Raw genomic sequence first — 24,007 nt, 5'->3', positions numbered from 1 at the left:
CGACGATCAGGCGCCGGGACACGGCTCGGTTTCGACCAGATGCAGCTCGACCCGGCCTTCCCACTCCGGCCAATGCTGCCGGTGAAGCTCGGTGAACGAGCGGCACCCCTCCACGGCCTCGGCGTGGTTGCGGTACTCGAGCATGGCGTACCCACCGATGATCTCTTTGCCCTCCGTGAAGGGCCCGTCGGTGGTGCTCAGCTGTCCGGAGCGGACCTGGTAGCCGATCCGGTTCTCGCCCTGTCCCAGTCCGCCGCCGCCGACATAGATGCCGTCGGCGGTGTTCTTGCCGACGTAGACCTCCATCGCGTCCATCAGTTCCTGCGGCGGCATCCCCTGGTTGGGATCCATGATGACCAAACCCATGTACAGCATTGCGGTGACCTTTCGTCGTCGAGTCAATCCTTCACATACACGTCGAACGGGCGGGGCCGATTTCGACATGACTGATGAAATGACTCGCGATCGGGCCGAAGCTCATCGCAATGTGGGCGCTGCGACCTAGACGGTGACAGTGACGGCGGCGTGGCGCGCCGGCTCGCTGCGGTAGCGCGACGCCGGGCCGTCAATCCGGAACATCCGCCACAACACCTTGGCAACCGGATTCATCAGGCCGGTGTCTTCGGCGAGCATGCGCACGTCGCCGTAGATCTCGCGCAGCATCGTCCTGGATTCCGGTGCCCGCCAGAAGATGTCCTTCTTCACCGACTTGGGGATGTCGAACTCACGCCAGAAGGAGCGGGGCGGCTTGGCGATGAGCGAGGCCGCCAGCCGGAACGACAGCGGATACATGATGGAGAGCCCAAACCGGTTGAGCCGCCGCATCTCCGGGATCCGCCGGCGCAGGAACTCGTGAGCGAACGAGATGTGGCGCGCCTCCTCGGCAACGTGGATCGCCATGACGCGCTCCATGATCGGGTGGATCGAACCGCCCTCGCGCAGGATCGACTTCTGCATGTGGTCGATCGGCTCCTCACCGCACAGCACCATCATGAAGAAGAAGGTCGGCATCGGGCTCGCGAACAGTGGGAACGCCCAGTTGAGCCACTTGACCCAGCGCGGCAGGCCGGGGACGTCCACGCCGACCTGGTTCACCATCTCCTGGAACATCAGGGTGTGGTTGCCCTCTTCGACCGCTTCATGCAGGCAATAGCGGTACTCGGGACTGCCGTTGGGCACCCAGAACGTGTACGCGAGGAGCCCGCGGATCAGCATGCTCTCGAACTGCTGTCCGGCCTTGGCGACGTTGGCCTGGCGCCACATGCCGATCGCGATCTGCTTTTCCAGCGGCTGCGCCTGGTACCAGGCGCTCATCCCGATGGGGTCGCTCTTGGCCAGCACCCAGCGCGGGTCGTTCTCGGTCACCCGGAATTCGGGCGAATCCCACGAAAAGTCCAGATACGGGTTGAAGTTACGGCGTACCGAACCCGCCGAGAGCGTCTCGAGATTCGCGCAGTAGTCGAGGTCGTCGCACACGTCCATCCCTGTGCGCCATCGGCGGACCATCTTCGTAACAGCCATGACGTCGCTCCCCTACTCGCTGAGCACCGTTGCCCAATCAGTTATATGGGACCCCCGGTCCCGCATAATTGTCAAGAGCCGCGCCATCGCCTCAGGCCGGCGCGTCACCGAGGCCGAGATATTGCCTGACCGTGCCGGTCTGGACCGCCTGCCAACCGAGACGCGTCAAACCGACGTCGAAGCTGGAATGACTCGACGGGACCAAGACCCGAAGGAGCAGGCCCGCACGTTCGAGCAACTGCATGGCCTCCGCGACGGCCCGCAGGTCAGGATTTTGGAACACATCGCCGCGCGTGGAGACACCCGCGGAGAACATGCCGCGGGGAGCGCGGGCGCCGGTGCGGAGCCATGACACGACATCCGTCATCGCCGCCCGCTCGCTGTCGAACGACGACTGCCCGAATAGCGGCAGGATCGCGGCGGCGAGCTCGGCGACGGGCGCGGAGATCCACCACGGCTGGTCGCTGCTCGTCATGGCGGCAGTGAACCACGATTTGCGCTCCTGGGAGGGCACACCGCCGAACAAGAACTAGCTGTAACTAGCCGACGGGCGAACGTCCCTTCGCGGCGCGCAGTGCCGCCGCCAAGAGTGCGTCGCGGAACTGTGGATGGGCGATCGCCGCCAGCGCCTCACCGCGCTCGCGGACGGTCTTGCCTTCCAATTCCGCGGCCCCGTATTCGGTGACGATCACGTCGACCTGTTGCCGCGGGGTGGTGATCACGGCTCCCGGTCCAAACCACGGCACGATCCGCGACCGCAACTCGCCGTCCTTCACGAAAGTCGAAGGCAGACAGATCAGTGAGCGGTCGGAGAGTTCCAGCCCAGCCCCGGCCACGAAATCCTCCGCACCACCGATCCCGCTGAACTGACCCCCGTCGATCGTGTCGGCGATCACCTGCCCCTGAATGTCCACTGCGAGTGCGCCATTGATGGAGATCATGTCCGTGTTGGCGGCGATCACCTCCGGCGAGTTGACGGTATCGACGGGCAGGAAGGCGACATCGCGATTGTCGTCGAGCCACGAGTAGAGCTCCTGCGAGCCGAACGCGAATGTCGTGACACTGACGCCGTCATACTGCCCCTTGCCGGTGTTGGTGATCTTGCCCGCGCGGTGCAGATGCATGCAGCCGTCGGTGAACATCTCGGTGTGCAGGCCGTAGCCGCTGCCGTCACCTTCGGCCAGCAACGTGGCGATCTGGTTGGGAATTGCGCCGATTCCGGTCTGCAGCGTCGCTCCCGAACCGATGAAACCGACGGCATGCCGCGCGATCGACCGCTCAACTTCGGTCGGCGGTACGTCACCCCCGGGCAGCGCCCGCGGGGCGTCTGTCGAGCGCACCAGGATGTCGATCTCGTCGACATGTAGGGCGTGGCGGCGAGGACCGTATCCGAAAGTCCTTGGGTAGGAGTCGGATACCTCGACGATGAGCAGGCGCTGCGGGTCGGCCCCCGCCCGCTGCAGCTCGCCGATCGTCCCGCCGGCATGCAGCGACAGCGAGCACCACCCATCGGCATCGGGTGGGGTGGCGACCGTCGTCATCACCCGCGGCGCCTGCCGCTCCAGCAGCGGCGCGAACCGGCGAAAGTCCGCGGCAGCGAACTCGATGTCGGCGCCCATGTCCCGCAGCGCCCGCTCGATCGGGCCGAAGAAGCCCGAGACGTAATGCACACCCGGACGCGAAAACAGTTCGGTACCAACGGCCAACAGCGCCCCGAACACCCGCAGATTCGTCCAGTCCTGGCGCGCACCGAGCGCCCGCAGCACAGCCGGCGGCTGGCCGGGGCCGAGGGTGATACCCAGCGTGTCGGCAGACTCCAATCGGGCAGCAGCCTGCTCGGCACTGAGGTCGGTCGGCATGGCCGCGCTAGACGTCCATCTCGATCAGCACCCGGCGCAGCAGTTTGCCGGTGGTGTTACGCGGTAGCTCTTCGATGAACACCACGTCGCGTGGCACCTTGTGGCGGGCCAGGTTGTTCTTGACGAACGCCTTGATCTCATCGGCGTCCTGGGCCGCGCCCGGCTGCGAAACGATGAAGGCGCGCAGGCGCTTTCCCCATTCCACGTCATCGACGCCGACGACGGCCGCGTCATAGATGTCTTCCCGTTCGGCGAGAAGCTCTTCGATCTCCTGCGGGAACACGTTCTCGCCGCCGGAGACGATCATGTCGTCGTCGCGGCCGTCGACGAACAGCAGCCCGTGCTCGTCGAAATGCCCCATGTCGCCGCTGGACATGTAGCCGTCGATGATCTGCTTGGTCCGGCCGTCGGTGTAACCGCTGAACGGCGCGCCATTTCGGACGAAGATGCGGCCGCGCTGGTTTTTGCCGTTGATGCGCTGGTTGTTCTCGTCGTACAGCACCACCTCGCACGTCACCGGCGCCCGGCCGGCGGTGCCCGGGGCGAGCCGCAATTCGGCCGGGGTGGCGACGCTGGCGATGGCGCATTCGGTCGAGCCGTACAAGTTGTGGAGCACGTCGCCGAAGGTGTCCTGGACCCGGTTGGACAGCTCGGGGCTCAACGCCGACCCTGCGATGAGGATCGTCTTCAGCGACGAGGTGTCGTACTTGCCGATGACCTCGGGCCCCAGTTCCACGATCCGGTGCAGCATCGTCGGCACCGCGACGAGCATGTCCGCCTTGTGCTCGGCGATGAGCTGCAGGGTGCGCTCGGCATTGAATCGCCGGGCAGTCACCACCTTGTTTCCCAGCGCGGCGCCGACGGTGTAGGTGGCCCAGCCGGTGCTGTGGAAGATCGGCGAAACGATGACCATGGTTCCCTTGCGCGGGAACGGAATTCGGTCGATGATCTGCGCCGACGCCAGGGGCGACACCGAGCTTCGGGGTGCTCCCTTCGGCAATCCCGTTGTCCCGCTGGTGAGGATGACCGAGCCACCCGCCTTGCTCGGCGCGGGCAGCGGGTCGGTGGAGTTGGCCGTGACGATCGCGTCGAGGGTCTGTGCCGAGTCGGGCACATCATGGCCCTCGTCCACCCAGGTCAACACGCGCGGCATGTCCGCGGGCAAGGCGTCGAGCAGTCCGAGGAACTCACTGTCGTGCAGCACGACCTTGACGCCTTCGCGCTCACAGACCTGGGCGAACTGCGGCTTCGCGAATCCGGTGTTCATCAGTACCAGCCGGGCCCCGAGCTTTCCGCACGCCACCATGGCCAGGATCAGGCCACGGTGGTCCCGGCACAGCAGCCCGACCACGGAGCCTTCCGTCACACCCAGACCCTGAAGTCCACGGGCCAGCGCCCAGGACTGGTCGTCGACCTGGCGGTAGGTCAAGGTGCCACGTTCATCCACGAGCGCCGGCAGACCGGCATACTTCCGGCCGCCCTGGATGGCCATCGTGGCCTGCGGACCGAAAACCGGCGCGTTCTTGGCGGTCTCCACCATGACCCCGGGGTTGGCCAGATCCAAGAATCCGGTCTCGAACAGCCTGCGTACCGCGGTCGCGGACTCCGCAATACGGCCCAGCTTCTGACGGACTTCGCCGACGACGTCGATCACCAATACCTCCCGAGTTCCTGGGGTGGTCGGCCCCACACGGTTGGCACGTTAGCCGGTTGGGCGCCCTGACGACATCACCTGCTGACGGCTCCCACCGGCCGGGCCGCCCGTAAACGCCCCAAAAACACCCGCTCGCACTGTGCGAAACATCACATGACCAGGCATTTGTCGGGTTGTGCGCACCTTACGTCCGGCGCTCGATACCGAATTCCGTAAAGGAAGCCGGGCCGGCCGTAAAGAAGGCGTCAAGATCGGCGGATGCCTCCCCCTGCGGGCCGATGCTGACGAGGTCGCCGAGGGCCGGCGACCCGTTTACGTGTGGGAGAACCCATGTCTGTAGTGGTGTTCGTGGTGCTGACGGTGGCGATCTTCGCGCTGCTCGGCCTAATCCAGAAGGCGGTCGAGCGCCTGTGAACCTCGCCAATGCCGTCGGCCTGGTGCTGTGTCTGGTGATCGCACTGTTCCTGGTCGCCGCACTGCTCTTTCCGGAGCGGTTCTAGTGAGCCCCACTGCCGCGGGAATCGCGTTCCTGCTCTCCCTCATTGTCGCGCTCGCCGCCGTGCATGTGCCCCTGGGCGACTACATGTTCCGCGTGTACACGTCCGAAAAGCACTCGCGCGCCGAACGTCTCATCTACAAAGCGATCGGCGCCGATCCAGAGGCCGAGCAGAACTGGGGCGCATACGCTCGCAGTGCGCTCGCCTTCTCGGCCGTCTCGCTGCTGTTCCTCTTCGGCTTCCAACTGGTGCAGGGCGCGCTGCCGCTGCACCTCAACAATCCGGCCACCCCGATGACGGCCGACCTGGCGTGGAACACCGCCGTCAGCTTCGTCACCAACACCAACTGGCAGGCCTACTCGGGTGAGACGACCCAGGGCCACCTGGTGCAGATGGCCGGGCTCTCAGTGCAGAACTTCGTGTCGGCCGCCGTCGGCATGGCCGTGGCGGTCGCCCTGGTGCGCGGGTTCGCGCGCCGGCACGCCACCGAACTGGGCAACTTCTGGGTCGATCTGGTGCGCGGCACCATCCGAATCCTGTTGCCGTTCGCCGTGATTGCCGCGGTTATCCTGGTCGCCGGCGGCCTGATCCAGAACTTCCACCTGCACGACCAGGTCGTCAACACCCTGGCCGGTGCGCAGCAGACCCTCACCGGCGGCCCGGTGGCCAGCCAGGAAGTGATCAAGGAGCTGGGCACCAACGGTGGTGGGTTCTTCAACGCCAACTCGGCACACCCGTTCGAGAACGCGACCTCCTGGACCAACTGGCTGGAAATCTTTCTGCTGCTGGTGATCTCGTTCTCGCTGCCGCGCACCTTCGGACGCATGGTGGACAGCCGCAAGCAGGGCTATGCCATTGTCTCCGTGATGGCAGTGTTGGCCGTCATCAGCGTCAGTCTGATGATGTTGTTCCAGGGTCAGCACCACGGCACCGTCCCCACCGCCATCGGCTCGGCCATGGAAGGCGTGGAACAGCGCTTCGGCGTGGCCAATTCAGCCGTGTTCGCGACCGCGACGACTCTGACGTCCACCGGTGCCGTGGACTCGTTCCACGACTCGTACACCTCCCTGGGCGGCATGATGACCATGTTCAACATGCAGCTCGGTGAGGTCGCGCCAGGCGGTACCGGCTCCGGCCTGTACGGCATGCTGATCCTCGCCGTGATCACCGTCTTCGTGGCGGGCCTGATGGTCGGACGTACTCCGGAATACCTGGGCAAGAAAATCACCCCGCGGGAGATCAAGCTGGCCGCAAGCTATTTCCTGGTCACCCCACTGATCGTGTTGACCGGCACCGCTTTTGCCATGGCACTGCCCGGTGAGCGCGCGGCAATGCTGAACGCGGGCCCGCACGGCCTGTCCGAGGTGCTGTACGCCTTCACCTCGGCCGCCAACAACAACGGCTCGGCGTTCGCCGGCCTGTCGGTCAATACCTTTTGGTACAACACGGCTTTGGGTCTGGCGATGCTGATCGGCCGCTTCCTGCCGATGATCCTGGTGCTGGCCTTGGCCGGTTCGCTGGCCAAGCAGGGCAGCACTCCCCCGTCGATCGGCACCCTGCCGACGCACCGCCCGCAGTTCGTCGGCATGGTCGCCGGCGTGACGCTGATCCTGGTCGCCCTGACCTTCCTGCCGGCGCTGGCGCTCGGCCCCCTTGCTGAAGGAATTCACTGATGTCCGATACCGCTGTAAAGGGCGGCCTGCTCGACCCGAAGATGCTGTGGAAGTCCATGCCGGACGCCCTGCGCAAGCTGGACCCCCGCACCCTGTGGCGCAACCCGGTGATGTTCATCGTCGAGGTCGGCGCCGTCTGGTCGACGGTCCTGGCCGCACTGCAGCCCAGCTGGTTCGCCTGGCTGATCGTGTTCTGGCTCTGGCTGACAGTCGTTTTCGCCAACCTCGCCGAAGCCGTCGCCGAAGGCCGCGGCAAGGCTCAGGCCGCGAGCCTGCGAAAGACCAAGTCCGACACCATGGCCCGCAAGTTGGTGGGCTGGGCGCCGGGCAGCGCGGGGACCGAGGAAGAGATCGCCGCACCGCTGCTGCAGCAGGGCGACATCGTCGTGGTCGAGGCGGGGCAGGTGATCCCCGGTGACGGTGATGTCGTGGAAGGCATTGCCTCCGTGGATGAGTCGGCCATCACCGGCGAATCGGCACCCGTCATCCGGGAATCCGGCGGCGACCGCAGCGCCGTCACCGGCGGCACCACCGTGCTGTCGGACCGGATCGTCGTGCAGATCACCCAGAAGCCGGGCGAGAGCTTCGTCGACCGCATGATCGCCCTGGTCGAGGGCGCCAACCGGCAGAAGACCCCCAACGAGATCGCGCTCAACATCCTGCTCGCCGCGCTGACGATCATCTTCGTGTTCGCCGTCGCGACCCTGCAGCCGCTGGCCATCTACTCGAAGGCCAACAACCCGGGTGTCCCCGACACCGAGGCGCTCGACGGCTTCGGCGTCACCGGCATCGTGATGGTCTCGCTGCTGGTCTGCTTGATTCCCACCACAATTGGCGCCCTGCTGTCCGCGATCGGCATCGCCGGCATGGACCGGCTGGTGCAGCGCAACGTGCTCGCGATGTCGGGGCGTGCCGTCGAAGCCGCCGGTGACGTCAACACGCTGCTGCTCGACAAGACCGGCACCATCACGCTCGGCAACCGGCAGGCCGCGGGCTTCCTCCCGGTACCCGGCGTCACCGCCGAGCAACTCGCTGATGCGGCGCAGCTGTCCAGCCTCGCCGACGAGACCCCTGAAGGCCGGTCGATCGTGGTGTACGCCAAGCAGGCTCACGGCCTGCGGGCTCGCACCCCCGGCGAACTGACCGACGCCACGTGGGTCGAGTTCACCGCACTGACGCGCATGTCCGGTGTCGACCTGCACGACGGCCAGAAGCTCCGGAAAGGCGCGGCCAACTCCGTCGCCGACTGGATCCGGGGTCACGGCGGCACCGTGCCCGTCGAATTGGGCGACATCGTCGACGGCATCTCCGCGGCGGGCGGCACCCCGTTGGTTGTCGGGCGGGTCCAGCACGACAAGGCTTCAGGGGCGAGCGAAGCGACGGGTGTCGCAGACGTGCTGGGCGTCATCCACCTCAAGGACGTCGTCAAGCAGGGCATGCGCGAGCGCTTCGACGAGATGCGCAAGATGGGCATCCGCACCGTCATGATCACCGGCGATAACCCGTTGACCGCCAAGGCGATTGCCGACGAAGCCGGAGTCGACGACTTCCTGGCCGAGGCCACGCCCGAGGACAAGCTGGCGCTGATCAAGAAGGAGCAGGCCGGCGGCAAGCTCGTCGCCATGACCGGCGACGGCACCAACGACGCGCCCGCGCTGGCCCAGGCCGACGTCGGCGTGGCGATGAACACCGGCACGTCGGCAGCCAAAGAGGCCGGCAACATGGTCGACCTCGACTCGGACCCGACCAAGCTCATCGAGATCGTGGAGATCGGCAAGCAGCTGCTCATCACCCGCGGCGCCCTGACCACGTTCTCCATCGCCAACGACATCGCGAAGTACTTCGCGATCATCCCGGCGATGTTCGTGGCCCTGTTCCCCGGCCTGGATCTGCTGAACATCATGCGGTTGCACAGCCCGCAGTCGGCGATCCTGTCAGCGGTGATCTTCAATGCCCTGGTCATCATCGCGTTGATCCCGCTGTCGCTGCGCGGTGTCCGGTACACCCCCAGTAGTGCGTCAAAGCTCTTGAGCCGCAACCTGTATGTCTATGGCCTCGGCGGCATTGTCGCTCCGTTCGTCGGCATCAAACTCATCGACCTGCTCATCCAGTTCATCCCGGGGATGTCTTAATCATGAATATCGGCAACCTGATTCGTGTCCACGCCGCAGCACTGCGCGCTCTGCTGGTCCTGACCGTCATCACCGGCCTGGCCTATCCGGTGCTCGTCTGGGCCATCGCCCAGCTGCCCGGGCTCAAGGACAAGGCCGAGGGCTCGCTCGTCACCGCGGGCGGCAAGGTCGTGGGCAGCTCGCTGATCGGCCAGCTGTTCACCGACGCCAAAGGCAATGCGCTGCCGCAGTATTTCCAGAGCCGGCCGTCCAATGCCGGTACCGGGTACGACCCGATGTCCAGCGGCGCGAGCAACCTCGGCCCCGAGAGCATCGTCGACGCCGCCGACAAGCCGAGCCTGCTGACCCAGGTGTGCACCCGCAGTTACGCCGTCGCCGAGGCTGAAGGACTGGGCCACGCCGCCGGTGCCCGCCCGTTCTGCACCGCGGACGGTGTGGGCGCGGTGCTGTCGGTGATCGGCCCGCGGGACGCCACCGGCAACGTCGCCCACCCCACCAAGGTGGTCAGCGTCAACCAGCCGTGCGCCACCACCAAGGTGCCATTCCTCCCGACCTACGAGGGGGTGCGGGTCGAATGCGCCACGGACGGCGCGGATTACACCGCCGGGCAGATCGTCGCGATCCACGGTGCGGCGCCCGCCGACCCGCGAGTGCCGGCCGACGCCGTCACCGCCAGCGGCAGTGGCCTGGACCCCGACATCTCGGTCGACTACGCCGACCTGCAGGTGAACCGGATCGCCGAGGCCCGGCACATTTCGGCCGACCAGGTCCGGGCCCTGGTGTCCGACAACACCACGGGCCGCACCCTGGGATTCATGGGAGAGCCGCGGGTCAACGTCCTGCAGCTGAATCTCGCGTTGGACCAGAAGTACCCAGCCCGTATTGGATGATGGGTGACATGGGAACGCCGGACAAGCGGGGCGAGTTACGCATCTACCTGGGTGCGGCCCCCGGCGTGGGAAAGACCTTCTCGATGCTCGGCGAGGCGCACCGCCGCCTCGAGCGCGGCACCGACGTCGTTGCGGCCGTGGTCGAAACCCACGGCCGCAAGAAGACGGCGGAGGCGATGGCGGGTATCGAACGCATCCCGCCGCGGTTCATCGACTACCGCGGCGGGACGTTCGCCGAACTCGACGTCCCCGCGGTGCTGGCACGCCACCCCGAGGTGGTGCTCGTCGACGAGCTGGCGCACAGCAATACGCCCGGCAGCAAGAACGCCAAACGCTGGCAGGACGTCGAGGAACTGCTCGACGCCGGCATCACCGTCATCTCCACGGTCAATGTCCAGCACCTGGAAAGCCTGAACGACGTCGTCGCCCAGATCACCGGCATCGAGCAGCAGGAGACAGTCCCGGACTCCGTGGTGCGCAGTGCCGCCCAGATCGAACTGGTCGACATCACACCGGAAGCCTTGCGCCGCAGGCTTTCCCACGGCAACGTGTACGCACCCGAACGTGTCGATGCGGCGCTGTCCAACTACTTCCGGCAGGGCAATCTCACCGCCCTGCGCGAGCTTGCGCTGCTGTGGCTGGCCGACCAGGTTGATGCGGCCCTCGCGAAATACCGCGCCGAGCACAATATTTCGGATACCTGGGAGGCCCGCGAACGCGTCGTCGTGGCGGTCACCGGTGGCCCCGAATCGGAGACGCTGGTACGACGGGCGTCACGCATCGCCTCCAAATCCAGCGCGGAACTCATGGTGGTGCATGTCGTCCGCGGCGATGGGCTGACGGGCGTCTGCGCCCCGCAGATGGGCAAGGTGCGCGAGCTGGCGGCCAGCCTCGGCGCCACCCTGCACACCGTCGTCGGCGGCAGTGACGGTGACGTCCCCAGCGCCCTACTGGACTTCGCCCGCGAGATGAACGCCACCCAACTGGTGCTGGGCACGTCGCGACGGTCGCGGTGGGCCCGGCTCTTCGACGAGGGTATCGGCGCCAAGACCGTCCAGAACTCCGGGAAGATCGACGTGCACATGGTCACCCATGAGCAGTCCCAGCCCGGCTGGTCGTGGTCGACGGCGACGCGCGGACAACGGCACCTGGCGTCCTGGCTGGCCGCCATCGTCGTGCCCAGCATCATCACCGCCATCACCTCCCTGCTGGATCCGTTCCTGCACATCGGCGGCGAGAGCGCGGTGTTCTTCATCGGCGTGCTGGTCGTCGCACTGCTCGGCGGCGTCGCGCCGGCTGCCTTGTCGGCTGTGCTGTCGGGGCTGCTGCTCAATTACTTCTTCGTCGCCCCGCGGTACAGCTTCACCATCGCCGACCCCGACAGTGCGCTGACGATCGTGGTGCTGCTGGCCGTCGCGGTCGCCGTCGCCGCGCTGGTCGACGGCGCCGCCAAACGGTCCAGGGAAGCCCGTCATGCCTCCCAGGAAGCCGAGCTGCTGGCCTTGTTCGCCGGCAGCGTGCTGCGCGGCGCCGACCTGACCACGCTCCTGGAACGCGTCCGCGAGACCTACGCGCAACGGGCCGTCAGCCTGCTGCACGAAGAGGACGGCATCGTCGCGTGCGTCGGGGCAGAACCCTGTGTGACAGTCGATTCCGCCGACACCGCCATCGAGGTCAGCGACGACGATTACTGGCTCCTGATGGCCGGCCGCAAGACCGAGGCCCGCGATCGCCGGGTGCTCGGCGCCGTCGCCCGGCAGGCGGCGGGGTTGGTGCGCCAGCGCGCCCTGGCCGAAGAAGCGGGCCGCGCCGAAGCGCTGGCCAAAGCCGACGAACTGCGCCGCTCCCTGCTGAGCGCCGTCAGCCACGACCTGCGTACCCCGCTCGCCGCGGCGAAGGCCGCGGTGTCGAGCCTGCGCAGCGAGGATGTCGGATTCTCGCCCGAAGACACCGCCGAACTGCTGGCCACCATCGAGGAATCGGTCGACCAACTGACGGCGTTGGTGGGCAACCTGCTCGACTCGTCGCGGCTGGCCGCCGGGGTGGTGAAACCGGAGCTGCGGCGGGTGTACATGGAAGAGGTAGTGCAGCGGGCACTGCTCGGGATCAGCCGGGGCGCAACCGGTTACGGGCACCGTGGGCTCGACCGGGTCAAGGTCGAAGTGGGCGACGCCGTCGCCCTGGCCGACGCGGGACTCCTGGAACGCGTGCTGGTCAACCTCATCGACAATGCGCTGCGCTACTCCGCGGGCAGCGTGGTGCGGGTGAATGCCGGACAGGTCGGCGACCGGGTGTTGATCACCATCGTCGACGAGGGTCCCGGCATCCCGCGTGGCGCCGAGGAGCAGCTGTTCGCGCCGTTCCAGCGTCTCGGCGACCATGACAACAGCACCGGTGTGGGACTTGGCCTTTCGGTGGCACGCGGTTTTGTCGAAGCACTGGGCGGCACCATCTCTGCCACCGACACCCCCGGCGGCGGGCTGACCGTCGTGGTGGACCTGGCGGCCGCGGGAAAGGATCGGGTGTGACACGGGTTCTGGTCATCGACGACGAACCACAGATTCTGCGTGCGTTGCGGATCAATCTGTCCGTGCGCGGCTACGACGTCACCGTCGCGGCCACCGGCGCCGAGGCGTTGAAGGCGGCCGCCGAACACAAGCCCGACGTGGTGATCCTGGATCTCGGCCTGCCCGACATGTCCGGCATCGACGTGCTCGCCGGGCTGCGCGGCTGGCTCACGGCGCCCGTCATCGTGCTGTCCGCGCGTACCGACTCGATGGACAAGGTCGAGGCCCTCGACGCCGGCGCCGACGACTACGTCACGAAGCCGTTCGGGATGGACGAGTTCCTGGCCCGGCTCCGGGCCGCGGTGCGCCGTGGCGCGGCAGCGTCCGAGACTGACGAGCCCGTCGTCGAAACGTCTTCGTTCACAGTCGATCTGGCGGCCAAGCGGGTGACACGCAGCGGCACCGAGGTGCACCTGACCCCCACCGAGTGGGGCATGCTGGAAATGCTGGTGCGCAACCGCGGCAAGCTGGTCGGTCGCGAGGAGCTGCTCAAAGAGGTGTGGGGACCCGCATACGCGAAGGAGACCCACTACCTGCGCGTCTATCTCGCCCAGTTGCGCCGCAAGCTCGAGGTCGACCCGTCACACCCCAAGCATCTGCTGACCGAGGCCGGCATGGGGTACCGCTTCCAGGAGTGACCGGACCGCAACGCATTCCGGCCTGCAGATCATCCCTGTTGCTTAGCCACCCTAGGTATGCGATACGTCACACGACCGCATGGAATCGCAGCTCACCCGTTCGGCTTATACCAGGCAACTGGTAATTCAAGGGACGGGGAAAACAACATGAGCGCCATTCGTACCGCGGCAGGCAAGGTGGCATTCACCGCCGTCGCCGCTTTCACGATCATCGCAGGCGCCATCGCCGGCCCGGTCGCCACCGCAAACGCCGCCGACGACTCCTGTGCGAACGTCGAGGTCGTCTTCGCCCGCGGCACCTTCGAAGCCCCCGGCGTCGGAGCCACCGGCCAAGCCTTCGTCGACGCACTGAACGCCCGGATGCCCGGCCGCAACATCGACGCCTACGGCGTGAACTACCCCGCCTCCCTGGACTTCGGCGCGGCCGCCGACGGCGTCGCCGACGCCACCAACCGCATCGAGTCCATCGCCGCCTCGTGCCCCGCCACCAAGATCGTCATCGGCGGCTACTCACAGGGTGCAGCCGTCGCCGGCTACAGCACCATGAGCAGCGTCCCCGCCGGCTTCGTCTTGCCGTCCGGAATCAGCGGCCCGATGCCGGCGTCGGTCGCCTCCCACGTCGCCGCCGTGGTTCTGTTCGGCACCCCGAGCCCGTTCGTGCTGAGCGTCGCCGACCGCAGCGCGCCGGCCATCAACATCGGCGGCGCCTATGCCGGCAAGACCATCCAGCTGTGTGCCCCCGGCGACCCGATCTGCGGTGGCGGCATGGATCGCTCGGCCCACAGCGCCTACAAGTTCAACGGCATGGCCAACCAGGCCGCGGACTTCGTCGCCCGCCAGCTGGGCGCTCCTGCCGCACCGGCGGCACCGATGGTCCAGGCGTCGGACGACACAGCCAACTGAATCACCCCCCAGCCGACGGCCGGAAGTCAGTCTCACGAGGACTGGTTCCGGCCGTCGGTCTGTCCTGACATCGTCCAGGATCGTTCTCTCCCCACGACCTTCACTCCACCCCGCGATCGAACTATGGTGAAGTAGTCATATCTCGATAAGCCGAGACAAACAGGGGTGATCAGTAATGAAGGTTTCCACCAAGAACGTGTCGACCTGTGGCTGTCAGTGCAACGCCTGCCGCGACGGACACCACTGCCACAACCGCCCGAACTGCAAGGTTTAGTCAGAAATCTCGATCGGCGAAACTACGGTTGTTGTCGTGAAATCGCCATTTTCGCGTCAGCAACCGTAGTCTCGGCGTCAGATGGATAAAGCGATGCCGTCCAAGATGTCGTGCTCGCTGACCACCAATTCCGTGATCCCCGCCCGCTGACCGAATTCGCGGGCCAATTCCTCGACGACCACCGCGCCGCCGCCGATCACCGGCACCCGCCCGGGGTGCATGGGGCCGAGCTCGGCGCGTTGCGCCCGCGGCATCGCGATCAGGTCGTCGCACACCTTGACGACATCGGGAATCCCGATGCGGGACAGGTGAATCACCTCGGAGTCGTACTCCGGCAGCCCCAGCGCCAGCGCGGCTACCGTGGTGAACGTGCCGGCCACGCCGACCCATGTGCGGGCACCTTCGATGGGCACGACGGCCAGCGCCTCGGCCAACTTCTCGCGCACCACGGCACGCGCCGCAGCCACCTCGTCCGCGGTGGGCGGGTCGGACTGCAGGCAGCGCTCGGTGAGACGCACGCAGCCGATATTGGCCGAGAAGCTGGCCACCACGTCCGCAACCTCGGCGCCGGAACCACCGAGCACCACCTCTGTCGAGCCGCCGCCCAGGTCGACGACCGCGAAAGGCCCTGTGGCCGGGTCCAATTCGCCGACAGCGCCGCGGAACGACAACGCGGCTTCCTCGGTCCCGGTGATCACCTCGGCCACCGCGCCCGGCATCACCCGGCCCAATTGCGTTGCCGTCATGGCGAAGAACTCGTCGCGGTTGCCCGCGTCACGAGCCGCCGAGGTCGCGACCATCCGCACCTTGGTCACGTCGTGCGCCAGCATCACCTCGACGTAGTCGGTCAGCGCCGCTTCGGTGCGAGCCAGCGCGGCAGGCGCGAATTGCCCTGTGGCGTCGACACCTTCACCGAGAGTGACGATCCGCATCTCGCGGTGCACGTCCCGCAGGCGACCGTCGGAGACGTCCGCGATGAGCAGACGTATCGAGTTGGTGCCACAGTCAACAGCAGCGACCCGCGAACTCACACCCACACCTTCGGATCCAGAATCCCGGCCATGCCCGGTTCGACGGCCAACAACGCCAGCGCCTCGTCACCAAAGGGGTTGACGCCCGGGCCTTTTGCCAACGAATGCGCCATCACCACGTGCAGGCATTTCACGCGATCAGGCATCCCGCCGCCGGAGAACGTCGTCCCCAGCGACTCGATGGCGTCACGCTCGGCCAAGAACGATTCATGCGCGCGCAGATACGCCGCCGCCAATTCTTCGGAAGCCTGCAGACGCTCGGTCATGTCCCGCATCAGACCCGACGACTCCAACCGGCTGGCGGCAGCAGTCAGCGCCGGATGCGTCAGGTAATACAAAGTGGGAAAAGGGGTTCCATCGGGCAGCCGCGGCGCGGTCTTGACCACGCCGGGCTCGCCATTGGGACAGCGGTAGGCGATCTCCAGGACGCCACGCGGTTCCCGCCCCAGTTGGGCCGCAACGGCTTCGAGATCAGCAGCGTCAACCACCGGGCGGCGCCTGAGGTGCGGGCAGATCAGTCGGGGGCACGTCAGGGTCCGGGGTGACGCCATCCGGGCCGGGCGGGACGACAGCCGGGGCCGGCGTAAGTCCATGCGGCTGATCGGCAATGGTGTGCCACAACGCGGTGTACCAGGGCTGGTTGCTCTTCGCGGTGGGCGACGGCGCGGGTGCGACCGGTGTCGTGACGGCGCCGGCAGGCAGTTGCACCTGATACGGGATATCACCCGGCATCACGAAGCCCAACCGCTCACGAGCCTGCGCGGCGATATACACCGGGTCGGCCAGCTTCACTTTCTGCTGCTCCAAATTGGCTATCTGCGAACGTAATTGGGACTCGGCGGTGGCCAGCTGCTGCATCTCGGTGCGCTGCGCGAAGAAGGTGCGTACCGGCCCGGCGATGGTCAGGGTCAGCACGCACACCACGACGGCGAGGATCGCCGCGCGTCGCGCCGCCGACCCCAGCCGCTGCTCGGCATGGTGCTCGACCGACTCCGCGTACGCCTGCCGGATCGGCTCGGTGACCGGAACCGGCAGATTGTCCGGGACGCGTCGCGGCTCGGCCTTGGGCCGGCTACCCGCTTTGGCCTTCGCGTTGGATGCAGCCGTCCCGGCCCCGGCGCGCCCCCGCTTCGCCTCGCCGGGTTTGGCGGGACGGGAGGCGGGGGAACGCCGCTTCGGATCGGCCATATCGGTAGGTCAGACCCGCGAAACTACTTGGCGTCCACCGCAAAACGCGGGAACGCCAGGTCGCCGGCGTACCGCCCGGCGTCGCCCAGGGTCTCCTCGATGCGGAGCAGCTGGTTGTACTTGGCGACGCGCTCGCTGCGGGCCGGGGCACCGGTCTTGATCTGGCCACAGCTGCATGCCACGGCGAGGTCGGCGATGGTGGTGTCCTCGGTCTCGCCACTGCGGTGGCTCATCATCGACTTGTAGCCGGCCGCGTGCGCCAGGGCGACAGCGTCCAAAGTCTCGGTGAGCGTGCCGATCTGGTTCACCTTCACCAGCAGCGCGTTGGCGGCACCCTTCTCGATGCCCTCCTCCAGCCGCTCCGGGTTGGTGACGAACAGGTCGTCGCCGACGAGCTGGACGCGGTCACCGATCGCGGTGGTCAGCGCCACCCAGCCGTCCCAGTCGTCCTCGGACAGCGGGTCCTCGATGGACACCAGCGGGAACGAATCCAGCAGCGAGGCGTAGAACTCGGCCATCTGCTCGGCGGTGCGGGTCTGCTTCTCGAACGCGTAACCCGTGCCGTCGGTGTAGAACTCGGTGGCCGCGACGTCCAGCGCCAGGGCCACGTCGCTGCCCAGCTTCAGGCCGGTGGCGTCGATGGCGGTGCTGATCAGCTCGAGTGCGGCGTGGGTGCCGGCGACATCGGGCGCGAAACCACCCTCGTCGCCGAGGCCGGTCGCCAGACCCTGCTTCTTCAGCACGGACTTGAGCGAGTGGTAGACCTCCGCGCCCCAGCGCAGCGATTCCTTGAAGGTGGGGGCACCGATCGGGGCGACCATGAACTCCTGGACATCGACGCCGGTGTCGGCGTGGGCGCCACCGTTGAGGATGTTCATCATCGGCACCGGCAGGATGTGAGCGTTCGGGCCGCCGATGTAGCGGAACAGCGGCAGGCCGGCGGAGTCGGCAGCGGCCTTGGCCACGGCCAGCGAGACGCCGAGGATCGCGTTGGCGCCGAGGCGCGACTTGTCCGGAGTGCCGTCCAGGTCCAGCAGCGCCTGGTCGATGATGCGCTGGTCGTCGGCCGCCTGGCCGATGACCGCGGGAGCGATCTCGTCGAGCACGGCCTCGACAGCCTTCTCGACACCCTTACCCAGGTAGCGGGCGCCACCGTCGCGCAGTTCGACAGCCTCGTGCTCACCGGTCGACGCACCCGACGGCACGGCCGCGCGAGCGAACGTTCCATCGGTCAGAGCGACCTCGACCTCGACCGTCGGATTTCCCCGAGAGTCGAGAATCTCGCGGGCTCCGACCTGTTCGATGATTGGCACTTGGGTCTCCCTTTGGCGTCACGGACTCGTGCGAACGCCCATCAGCCTAAACGGTGCCAGGGCGTGAAGTGCGTCAGCTACCGGTACCTACCGCATACCTATCTTTGGTGCCCGTTCGCATACGCCGTCGCCCAGTCCCGCACGGCGCGGGCGTAGTCGTCGGACAGGTTGTAGGCGTGCAGCGCGTCCATCCAGCCGTGCGGGCTGGACAGATCCTTGCCGCGGTAGCAGAGATAACCCGCCGCCGACAGCGCCGCGTCGTCGATGTTGTCGGGGCTGGCGAAGCCGGTGTTGTTTGCGTCGACGCCGTACAACCGCCAGGTGTCCGGGATGAACTGCATGGGCCCCATGGCGCGGTCGACGGCGTCGTCACTGTCCATGCTGCCGGAGTCGGAGTCCGGAATCCGCAGGTTGTTCATGGTTCCGTCGAGTGGCACGCCGCGGATCGGGGGCGTCACGTCGCCGTTGGGGGCGATGGTCGCGCCGCGGTAGGTGCCGTGATGGCTCTCCACCATCCCGATGCCGGCCAGCGTGGTCCACGCGATGTGGCACTTGGGGTTCTCGACTTCGGCCACGCGCGCGGCGTACCCGTACGCCTCCAGCGCCATGACCGGGATCCCCAGCGGCGGTGCCAGATGCTCGGCCCAGTCGCGCAGCTGATCCGCGCCCCGGCCCTTCACATGGGTATTGATCGGGGGCACCGCAGGCCCCGCCGGCGGCGGCACTCCGCGCAGGTAGCCGGGCTGAAACGAGCAGCTGGAGGCCATCAGGAGCGCTGTCGCGGCGGCAACAGCGGTCGCCCGCAGCAGACGCGCTCGCAACACCACTACTCCCCCATGCCCAGAGATTCTCGACGGATTCGTCGTCCCGTCATCGTCGCATGCCGGGCTGGATGCCTCCGGGAGCGCAAGCTTTCCAGCACGGAGTACGACGGGCGCCCATCCGCTGATAAGGTTGGCTTGCCTTCCTTTGGCAAGGCAAACCTGTGTTGCCGTTTAGTCTATCTAAGGATTGCGGATGACCACCACTTTCGCGGTCTCGACATCGCTGGTCGCCGCGGGCCCCGGCGTTTCCTCACAGCTATTTGGCAGCTTGCTGATCGGCCTCCGTGAAGGCCTGGAAACTGCGATCGTCGTCACCATCCTCATCGCCTTCCTCGTGAAGTCCGACCGCCGCGACGCCCTGAAATGGGTCTGGCTCGGCGTGGCCGGCGCCATCGCGATGACCATCGGCGTGTTCCTCACCATCCAACTCAGCGAGAACACCATCTCCGGACTCGCGGCCGAGGCCATCGCCGGTGTCGCGTCCCTGGTGGCGGTGATCATCGTCACCACCATGGTGCTGTGGATGCGGAAGGCCGCCGCGACCATCTCCGGTGAGCTGCGCAGCGACATGGCCCGCGCCCTCGAGACGGGCGGCATCGCCGTCGCGACCCTCGCCTTCCTGGCCGTCGGCCGCGAAGGCGTCGAGACGGCGCTGTTCATGGTCGGTTACGCCAACGCCTCGACAGCCTGGCCGCTCGCGGGCCTGGTGATCGGCCTGCTCATCGCCGTCGTTTTCGCCTACGGCATGTACGCCGGCGCGGTGCGGATCAACCTGGCCAAGTTCTTCAAATACACCGGCGCGTTCCTCGTCGTCGTCGCCGCCGGCATCCTGTCCTACGCCATCCACGCGCTGCAGACCGTCGGCTGGCTGCCCGGCCTGGGCGCCAAGGCCTTCGACATGACGGGCGCATTCAACTGGTCGTCGTGGTACGGCCAGGTGATCCAGGGTGTCTTCAACATCAGCCCCACCCCCTCGATCCTGCAGTTCGTCTGCTGGCTGGCGTACCTGTCGGTCGTCCTGACGCTGTTCCTGCGACCTGTCGCAGCCAAACCTGCCCCTGCTGCAACCCTCGAAAGGTCCGCTAAGTGAAACTCGCTGCCCTGAACGTCAAGACCGGCGTGGCCGCCTCCGCCGCCCTGCTCGCCGGTCTGACCGCGGTCTCCGCGTGCTCCTCCAAGTCGGACGAGAACAAGTCCGCCTCGGGCGAGATCACCGTGACCGCGTCCGACGACGCCTGCAAGCTGTCGGCGACGTCGGCCAAGACGGGCACCAGCACCTTCGTCGTCACCAACAACGGCACCAAGGTCACCGAGTTCTACGTCTACGGCCCCGGCGACAAGGTCATGGGCGAGATCGAGAACGTCTCCCCCGGCCTGCAGCGCAAGCTGATCGTGCAGCTGCCCGAAGCCGGCACCTACAAGACCGCGTGCAAGCCCGGCATGGTCGGCGACGGCATCCGCGGTGACTTCACCGTCACCGGCGACACCGTCAAGATCGATGACACCGGCAAGTTCAAGGACGCCGCCGACTTCTACAAGAAGTACGTCGTCGAGCAGACCACCGCCCTGGTGCCTGCCACCGAGGCATTCGCCGCCGCCGTGAAGAAGGGCGACGTTGCCGGCGCCAAGGGCCTGTACCCGAAGGCCCGCACCTTCTACGAGCGCATCGAGCCCGTCGCCGAGTCGTTCCCGGACGACCTGGACCCGCGGATCGACCTGCGCGAAGCCGACGTCAAACCCGGCGACAAGTGGACCGGCTTCCACGTCCTGGAGAAGCAGCTGTGGGTCACCGGCCTGCAGCCCGACGCGAACGCCCTGGCCGACCAGCTCGTCGCGGACGTCAAGGAACTCGACGCCGGCGTCAAGGATCCGAAGTGGACCATCGACTCCACCAAGATCGCCGGTGGCGCGCAGGAACTGCTCGACGAGATCGCCAAGACCAAGATCACCGGCGAAGAGGACATCTTCAGCCACACCGACCTGTGGGACATCCAGGCAAACATCGAGGGCTCGCGGACCGCGGTCGGCTCGGTGGACCCGATCCTCGACGAGCGCAACCCGCAGCTCGGCAAGGACGTGGACGCAGCCTTCGAGAACGTCCAGAAGCTGCTCGACAAGTGGCGCCAGGGCGACGGCTTCATCTCCTACGACAAGGTGACCGAGCCTGAGCGGCAAGAACTTTCGCGCGCCGTCGATGCCCTGAGCAAGGAGGTCAGCGAGGTGCAGGGTGTCATCGCAAAGCAATGAGCCCCAACCGCACACCACTGAGCCGACGGTGACCGGGTCCGGCGGACTCAGCCGACGCAAGCTGTTCGGCGCGGCCGGGGTGACGGCCGCCGTGGTCGGCGCCGCCGCCACCGGTGCGCTGGCCGGCCGCTCCTCCGCAGCCGTAGTCGACAACAGCCTGCGCAATCCGGTGCCGTTCCGCGGGACCCATCAGGCGGGCATCGTCACCGCCGCACAGGACCGCATGCATTTCGCCACCTTCGACATCACGACGGACAAGAAGGCCGACGTGGTGGCGATGCTCAAGAAGTGGACCGAGATGGCCGAGCGCATGACGCTCGGCGAGGAGGCCGTCGCACACGGGGCCGTCGGGCTCAATCCGTACGCGCCGCCGGCCGATACCGGTGAGGCCCTTGGCCTTTCGCCGTCGGCGTTGACCCTGACCATCGGTTTCGGCCCCACCTTCTTCCGCAAGGACGGCAAGGACCGGTTCGGCGTCGACGCGCAGCGGCCGGCACACCTGGTGGACCTGCCCAAGTTCCGCAACGAGAAGCTGGACCCGGCCCGCTGCGGCGGCGACATCGTCGTGCAGGCCTGCGCCAACGACCCGCAGGTTGCGGTGCACGCCATCCGCAACCTGGCGCGTGTGGGCTTCGGCACCGTCGCGGTCCGGTACTCGCAGCTCGGGTTCGGCCGTACGTCGTCGACCACGGTCACGCAATCCACGCCACGAAACCTGTTCGGGTTCAAGGACGGAACCAACAACCTGAAGGCCGAGGACACATCGGCCATCGACCAGCACGTCTGGGTCGGCGACGGCGACGGACCGGCCTGGATGACCGGCGGCGCATATCTCATCAGCCGGCGCATCCGGATGCTCATCGAATCCTGGGACCGCACCGTGTTGGCCGAACAGGAACGGGTCATCGGGCGGCAGAAGGGCAGCGGCGCGCCGAACGGCTACACCGACGAGTTCGCCCCGCTGGACTTCGAGAGCAAGGGCGCCGACGGCGCGCCGATGATCGACGTCGACTCGCACGTGCGGCTGGCTTCCCCCGAAGCCAACAACGGGGCCAAGATTCTGCGTCGCGGCTACAACTTCACCGACGGCTCAGACGGTTTCGGCCATTTGGACGCAGGTCTGTTCTTCATCGCCTTCGTCCGCAATCCGGCCGAGTCGTTCATCCCGATGCAGCGGTCGCTGTCCGACCACGATGCCCTGAACGAATACATCACGCACACCGGCAGCGGCATCTTCGCCTGCCCGCCAGGTGTGCGTGATGGTTCGTCGGACTACTGGGGTTCGACGCTGCTCGGCTGAGCGTCAGGCTGATCGGCGGTGCGGTAGCGGTTGTAGAACGCCAGCGACGCGACCGCTGCGGCACCACCGATGACGCCCCACAGCGCGACCTGGAAGACCAGCGAGCCGAACAGGAAGTCGTAGGTCAGGGTCAGATACAGCGACCAGGCGACGCGGTACCCCGACCAGAACGCCAGCAGACCGGTGCTGATCGCGATGATCAGGCTCTGCTGACGGTCGAAGCGGTTGACGTGCTGCTCGATGACGGCGGGGACGATCTTCACGGTGATTCCTCTCTTTGGACGCTCGTTCATCGGCGTCGTTGGAGCAATCACACCGGGGCCGGTCGGCTACCGATCCCAAGTTCTCGTTGTGGGCGGGCAGGCCTTGACCCGAAGGTCCTCGAACGCAACCGGGTGGCGGAAAACCGGCCGGAAAATCGCCATGCAGTTGCGTTCGGCCCCCACCACACAGCACACATCGCACTGCGCGAGCCTGACCTCACGGCGGAGAACCAGCCCGGAAGTCGCAGTGCAGTCAGGATCGGTGGCAGCCGATCAGTCGGCGCGGCCCACAGTGTTTCGCCAGCGCAACGGCGGGGCGCCGAACCGCCGGCTGAACGCCCGGCTGAACCCGGCCTCCGAGGTGTAGCCCACCGCCGCCGCGACCGCGGCGACCGACGCCGTATCCGTTCGCAACAGCTGCGCCGCCCGGTCCAGCCGGCGGTCGATGAGGTAGCCGGCGGGCGGGCTCCCCAGCAGCCGGGTGAACCGCTCGGCGAAGGCGGTCCGCGACAGGTTGGCCATCTGCGCGAGTTCGGCGACCGACCATGGCCGCGCCAAATTCTGATGAATAGCCGAAAGCACCTGGCCCAGAACTGGATCCAGCGCGGCCGTCAACCATCCCGATGGCGCTACGGCATCGCGAGACCAGGCCCGCAGGGTATGGATGAACAGCAGGTCCAGGATGCGCGAGATCATCACCGCCGAGCCGGGCCGCGGCTCCGCCACCTCTGCCACCAGCAGCCGCAGGCTGACCTCCAGCCACTCACGGTCAACCCCGCCTCCGGACACCACGATTGTCGGAGGCAGCACCGCCAACAGCGGGTCGGCGACAGCCTCGTCGACCGCGAACGTCCCGGTCACCCAGCGTGGCGAATCCTGTTGCGAGAGTTCACCTTCGTCGGTATAGCGGTCGGCCTCGACGAGACCGCGGGCCGCCACGCCCGGCCCCGCTTGCAGCTGATGTCGACCACCCCGGGCCAGCAGGACGAGGTCGCCGTCGTGCAACGTGACCGAGGGACCGCCGTCGCCCACCCGCAGCCGGACGTCGCCGCGCTCGACGATGTGCAGCTGGCGTCGCCCGGGCATCGCGATGTTGAACGGCCTGGAACGCGGCGCATAACGCACCACGTCCTGGCCGCGCAGACGGACGGTGTCGAGGATCTCGGAAAACGCATCGGAACCGCACGCCGGTGAATCGGCAAAGTTTGACACCGTATCAGTCATTGATCTTGC

Annotated in this window: 23 protein-coding genes; 11 read left to right on the top strand and 12 right to left on the bottom strand. The window is 67.0% G+C overall.

Annotation, left to right across the window (positions count from 1 at the left end; translation table 11 throughout):
• Positions 1-6: 6 nt before the first annotated feature.
• The 5 genes from ACWW1C_RS04705 to ACWW1C_RS04685 form a co-directional block, all read right to left on the bottom strand.
• The gene (locus ACWW1C_RS04705) at positions 7-375 is read right to left on the bottom strand and encodes a YciI family protein (RefSeq protein ID WP_455982367.1); all 369 of its coding nucleotides are present in this window, start codon (positions 373-375) and stop codon (positions 7-9) included.
• Positions 376-501: 126 nt separating this feature from the next.
• Entirely contained in the window at positions 502-1,521 is a 1,020-nt protein-coding gene (locus ACWW1C_RS04700; RefSeq protein WP_455982366.1) for an AurF N-oxygenase family protein, read from the bottom strand.
• 91 nt (positions 1,522-1,612) lie between these two features.
• Positions 1,613-1,996: a hypothetical protein gene (locus tag ACWW1C_RS04695; protein ID WP_455982365.1), complete on the bottom strand. Its 384-nt coding sequence runs from the start codon at positions 1,994-1,996 to the stop codon at positions 1,613-1,615.
• Positions 1,997-2,060: 64 nt separating this feature from the next.
• Entirely contained in the window at positions 2,061-3,380 is a 1,320-nt protein-coding gene (locus ACWW1C_RS04690; RefSeq protein ID WP_455982364.1) for an acetyl-CoA hydrolase/transferase family protein, read from the bottom strand.
• A 7-nt stretch (positions 3,381-3,387) separates the two neighbouring features.
• Positions 3,388-5,034: an acyl-CoA synthetase gene (locus tag ACWW1C_RS04685; RefSeq protein WP_455982363.1), complete on the bottom strand. Its 1,647-nt coding sequence runs from the start codon at positions 5,032-5,034 to the stop codon at positions 3,388-3,390.
• 318 nt (positions 5,035-5,352) lie between these two features.
• Between ACWW1C_RS04685 and ACWW1C_RS04680 the strand changes: the two genes are divergently transcribed.
• The 8 genes from ACWW1C_RS04680 (at position 5,353) to ACWW1C_RS04645 (ending at position 14,334) form a co-directional block, all read left to right on the top strand.
• On the top strand, positions 5,353-5,448 hold the full coding sequence (locus ACWW1C_RS04680; protein WP_455982362.1) for a potassium-transporting ATPase: 96 nt from the start codon (positions 5,353-5,355) through the stop codon (positions 5,446-5,448).
• Positions 5,445-5,534 carry a potassium-transporting ATPase subunit F gene (locus ACWW1C_RS04675; protein WP_138248102.1) on the top strand — a complete coding sequence of 30 codons (90 nt, stop codon included), beginning with the start codon at positions 5,445-5,447 and terminating at the stop codon, positions 5,532-5,534. The genes ACWW1C_RS04680 and ACWW1C_RS04675 overlap by 4 nt, the downstream gene beginning before the upstream one ends.
• On the top strand, positions 5,534-7,204 hold the full coding sequence (gene kdpA, locus ACWW1C_RS04670; RefSeq protein WP_455982361.1) for a potassium-transporting ATPase subunit KdpA: 1,671 nt from the start codon (positions 5,534-5,536) through the stop codon (positions 7,202-7,204). The genes ACWW1C_RS04675 and kdpA overlap by 1 nt, the downstream gene beginning before the upstream one ends.
• Positions 7,204-9,336, top strand: coding sequence for a potassium-transporting ATPase subunit KdpB (gene kdpB, locus ACWW1C_RS04665; RefSeq protein WP_455982360.1), 2,133 nt, complete (start codon positions 7,204-7,206; stop codon positions 9,334-9,336). The genes kdpA and kdpB overlap by 1 nt, the downstream gene beginning before the upstream one ends.
• 2 nt (positions 9,337-9,338) lie before the next feature.
• Positions 9,339-10,226, top strand: coding sequence for a potassium-transporting ATPase subunit C (locus ACWW1C_RS04660; RefSeq protein WP_455982359.1), 888 nt, complete (start codon positions 9,339-9,341; stop codon positions 10,224-10,226).
• Positions 10,226-12,754 carry a DUF4118 domain-containing protein gene (locus tag ACWW1C_RS04655; RefSeq protein ID WP_455982358.1) on the top strand — a complete coding sequence of 843 codons (2,529 nt, stop codon included), beginning with the start codon at positions 10,226-10,228 and terminating at the stop codon, positions 12,752-12,754. The genes ACWW1C_RS04660 and ACWW1C_RS04655 overlap by 1 nt, the downstream gene beginning before the upstream one ends.
• The gene (locus ACWW1C_RS04650; RefSeq protein WP_455982357.1) at positions 12,751-13,431 is read left to right on the top strand and encodes a response regulator; all 681 of its coding nucleotides are present in this window, start codon (positions 12,751-12,753) and stop codon (positions 13,429-13,431) included. Before ACWW1C_RS04655 ends, ACWW1C_RS04650 begins: the two co-directional genes overlap by 4 nt.
• Before the next feature lie 147 nt (positions 13,432-13,578).
• Positions 13,579-14,334, top strand: coding sequence for a cutinase family protein (locus tag ACWW1C_RS04645; RefSeq protein WP_455982356.1), 756 nt, complete (start codon positions 13,579-13,581; stop codon positions 14,332-14,334).
• A gap of 351 nt (positions 14,335-14,685) precedes the next feature.
• Here ACWW1C_RS04645 and ACWW1C_RS04640 read toward each other — a convergent pair whose 3' ends face one another.
• From ACWW1C_RS04640 to ACWW1C_RS04620, 5 genes are all read right to left on the bottom strand, one after another.
• Positions 14,686-15,645, bottom strand: coding sequence for a Ppx/GppA phosphatase family protein (locus tag ACWW1C_RS04640; protein WP_455982355.1), 960 nt, complete (start codon positions 15,643-15,645; stop codon positions 14,686-14,688).
• Positions 15,636-16,127 carry a DUF501 domain-containing protein gene (locus ACWW1C_RS04635; RefSeq protein WP_455982354.1) on the bottom strand — a complete coding sequence of 164 codons (492 nt, stop codon included), beginning with the start codon at positions 16,125-16,127 and terminating at the stop codon, positions 15,636-15,638. Before ACWW1C_RS04635 ends, ACWW1C_RS04640 begins: the two co-directional genes overlap by 10 nt.
• Entirely contained in the window at positions 16,120-16,827 is a 708-nt protein-coding gene (locus ACWW1C_RS04630) for an FtsB family cell division protein (protein WP_455982353.1), read from the bottom strand. The genes ACWW1C_RS04635 and ACWW1C_RS04630 overlap by 8 nt, the downstream gene beginning before the upstream one ends.
• A gap of 23 nt (positions 16,828-16,850) precedes the next feature.
• Entirely contained in the window at positions 16,851-18,140 is a 1,290-nt protein-coding gene (eno, locus tag ACWW1C_RS04625; protein ID WP_455982352.1) for a phosphopyruvate hydratase, read from the bottom strand.
• Positions 18,141-18,238: 98 nt separating this feature from the next.
• Positions 18,239-18,907, bottom strand: a complete 669-nt coding sequence (locus ACWW1C_RS04620) for a lytic transglycosylase domain-containing protein (RefSeq protein WP_455984143.1) — start codon at positions 18,905-18,907, stop codon at positions 18,239-18,241.
• A gap of 250 nt (positions 18,908-19,157) precedes the next feature.
• Here ACWW1C_RS04620 and efeU point away from each other — a divergent pair, with 250 nt between their 5' ends.
• The 3 genes from efeU to efeB are packed head-to-tail and all read left to right on the top strand — an operon-like array spanning position 19,158 to position 22,511.
• The gene (gene efeU / locus ACWW1C_RS04615; protein ID WP_455982351.1) at positions 19,158-20,054 is read left to right on the top strand and encodes an iron uptake transporter permease EfeU; all 897 of its coding nucleotides are present in this window, start codon (positions 19,158-19,160) and stop codon (positions 20,052-20,054) included.
• Entirely contained in the window at positions 20,051-21,211 is a 1,161-nt protein-coding gene (gene efeO / locus ACWW1C_RS04610) for an iron uptake system protein EfeO (RefSeq protein WP_455982350.1), read from the top strand. Before efeU ends, efeO begins: the two co-directional genes overlap by 4 nt.
• Positions 21,192-22,511, top strand: a complete 1,320-nt coding sequence (gene efeB / locus ACWW1C_RS04605) for an iron uptake transporter deferrochelatase/peroxidase subunit (protein WP_455982349.1) — start codon at positions 21,192-21,194, stop codon at positions 22,509-22,511. The genes efeO and efeB overlap by 20 nt, the downstream gene beginning before the upstream one ends.
• Here the strand turns inward: efeB and ACWW1C_RS04600 are convergent.
• Both ACWW1C_RS04600 and ACWW1C_RS04595 read right to left on the bottom strand, forming a co-directional pair.
• Positions 22,484-22,774 carry a hypothetical protein gene (locus ACWW1C_RS04600; RefSeq protein ID WP_455982348.1) on the bottom strand — a complete coding sequence of 97 codons (291 nt, stop codon included), beginning with the start codon at positions 22,772-22,774 and terminating at the stop codon, positions 22,484-22,486. The genes efeB and ACWW1C_RS04600 overlap by 28 nt on opposite strands.
• A 273-nt stretch (positions 22,775-23,047) precedes the next feature.
• Positions 23,048-23,998 carry a cupin domain-containing protein gene (locus tag ACWW1C_RS04595; protein ID WP_455982347.1) on the bottom strand — a complete coding sequence of 317 codons (951 nt, stop codon included), beginning with the start codon at positions 23,996-23,998 and terminating at the stop codon, positions 23,048-23,050.
• Between the last annotated feature and the right edge of the window lie 9 nt (positions 23,999-24,007).

The sequence above is a fragment of the Mycobacterium sp. HM-7 genome (genome assembly GCF_053852335.1).
This window is presented reverse-complemented; position numbering and strand designations above follow the sequence as displayed.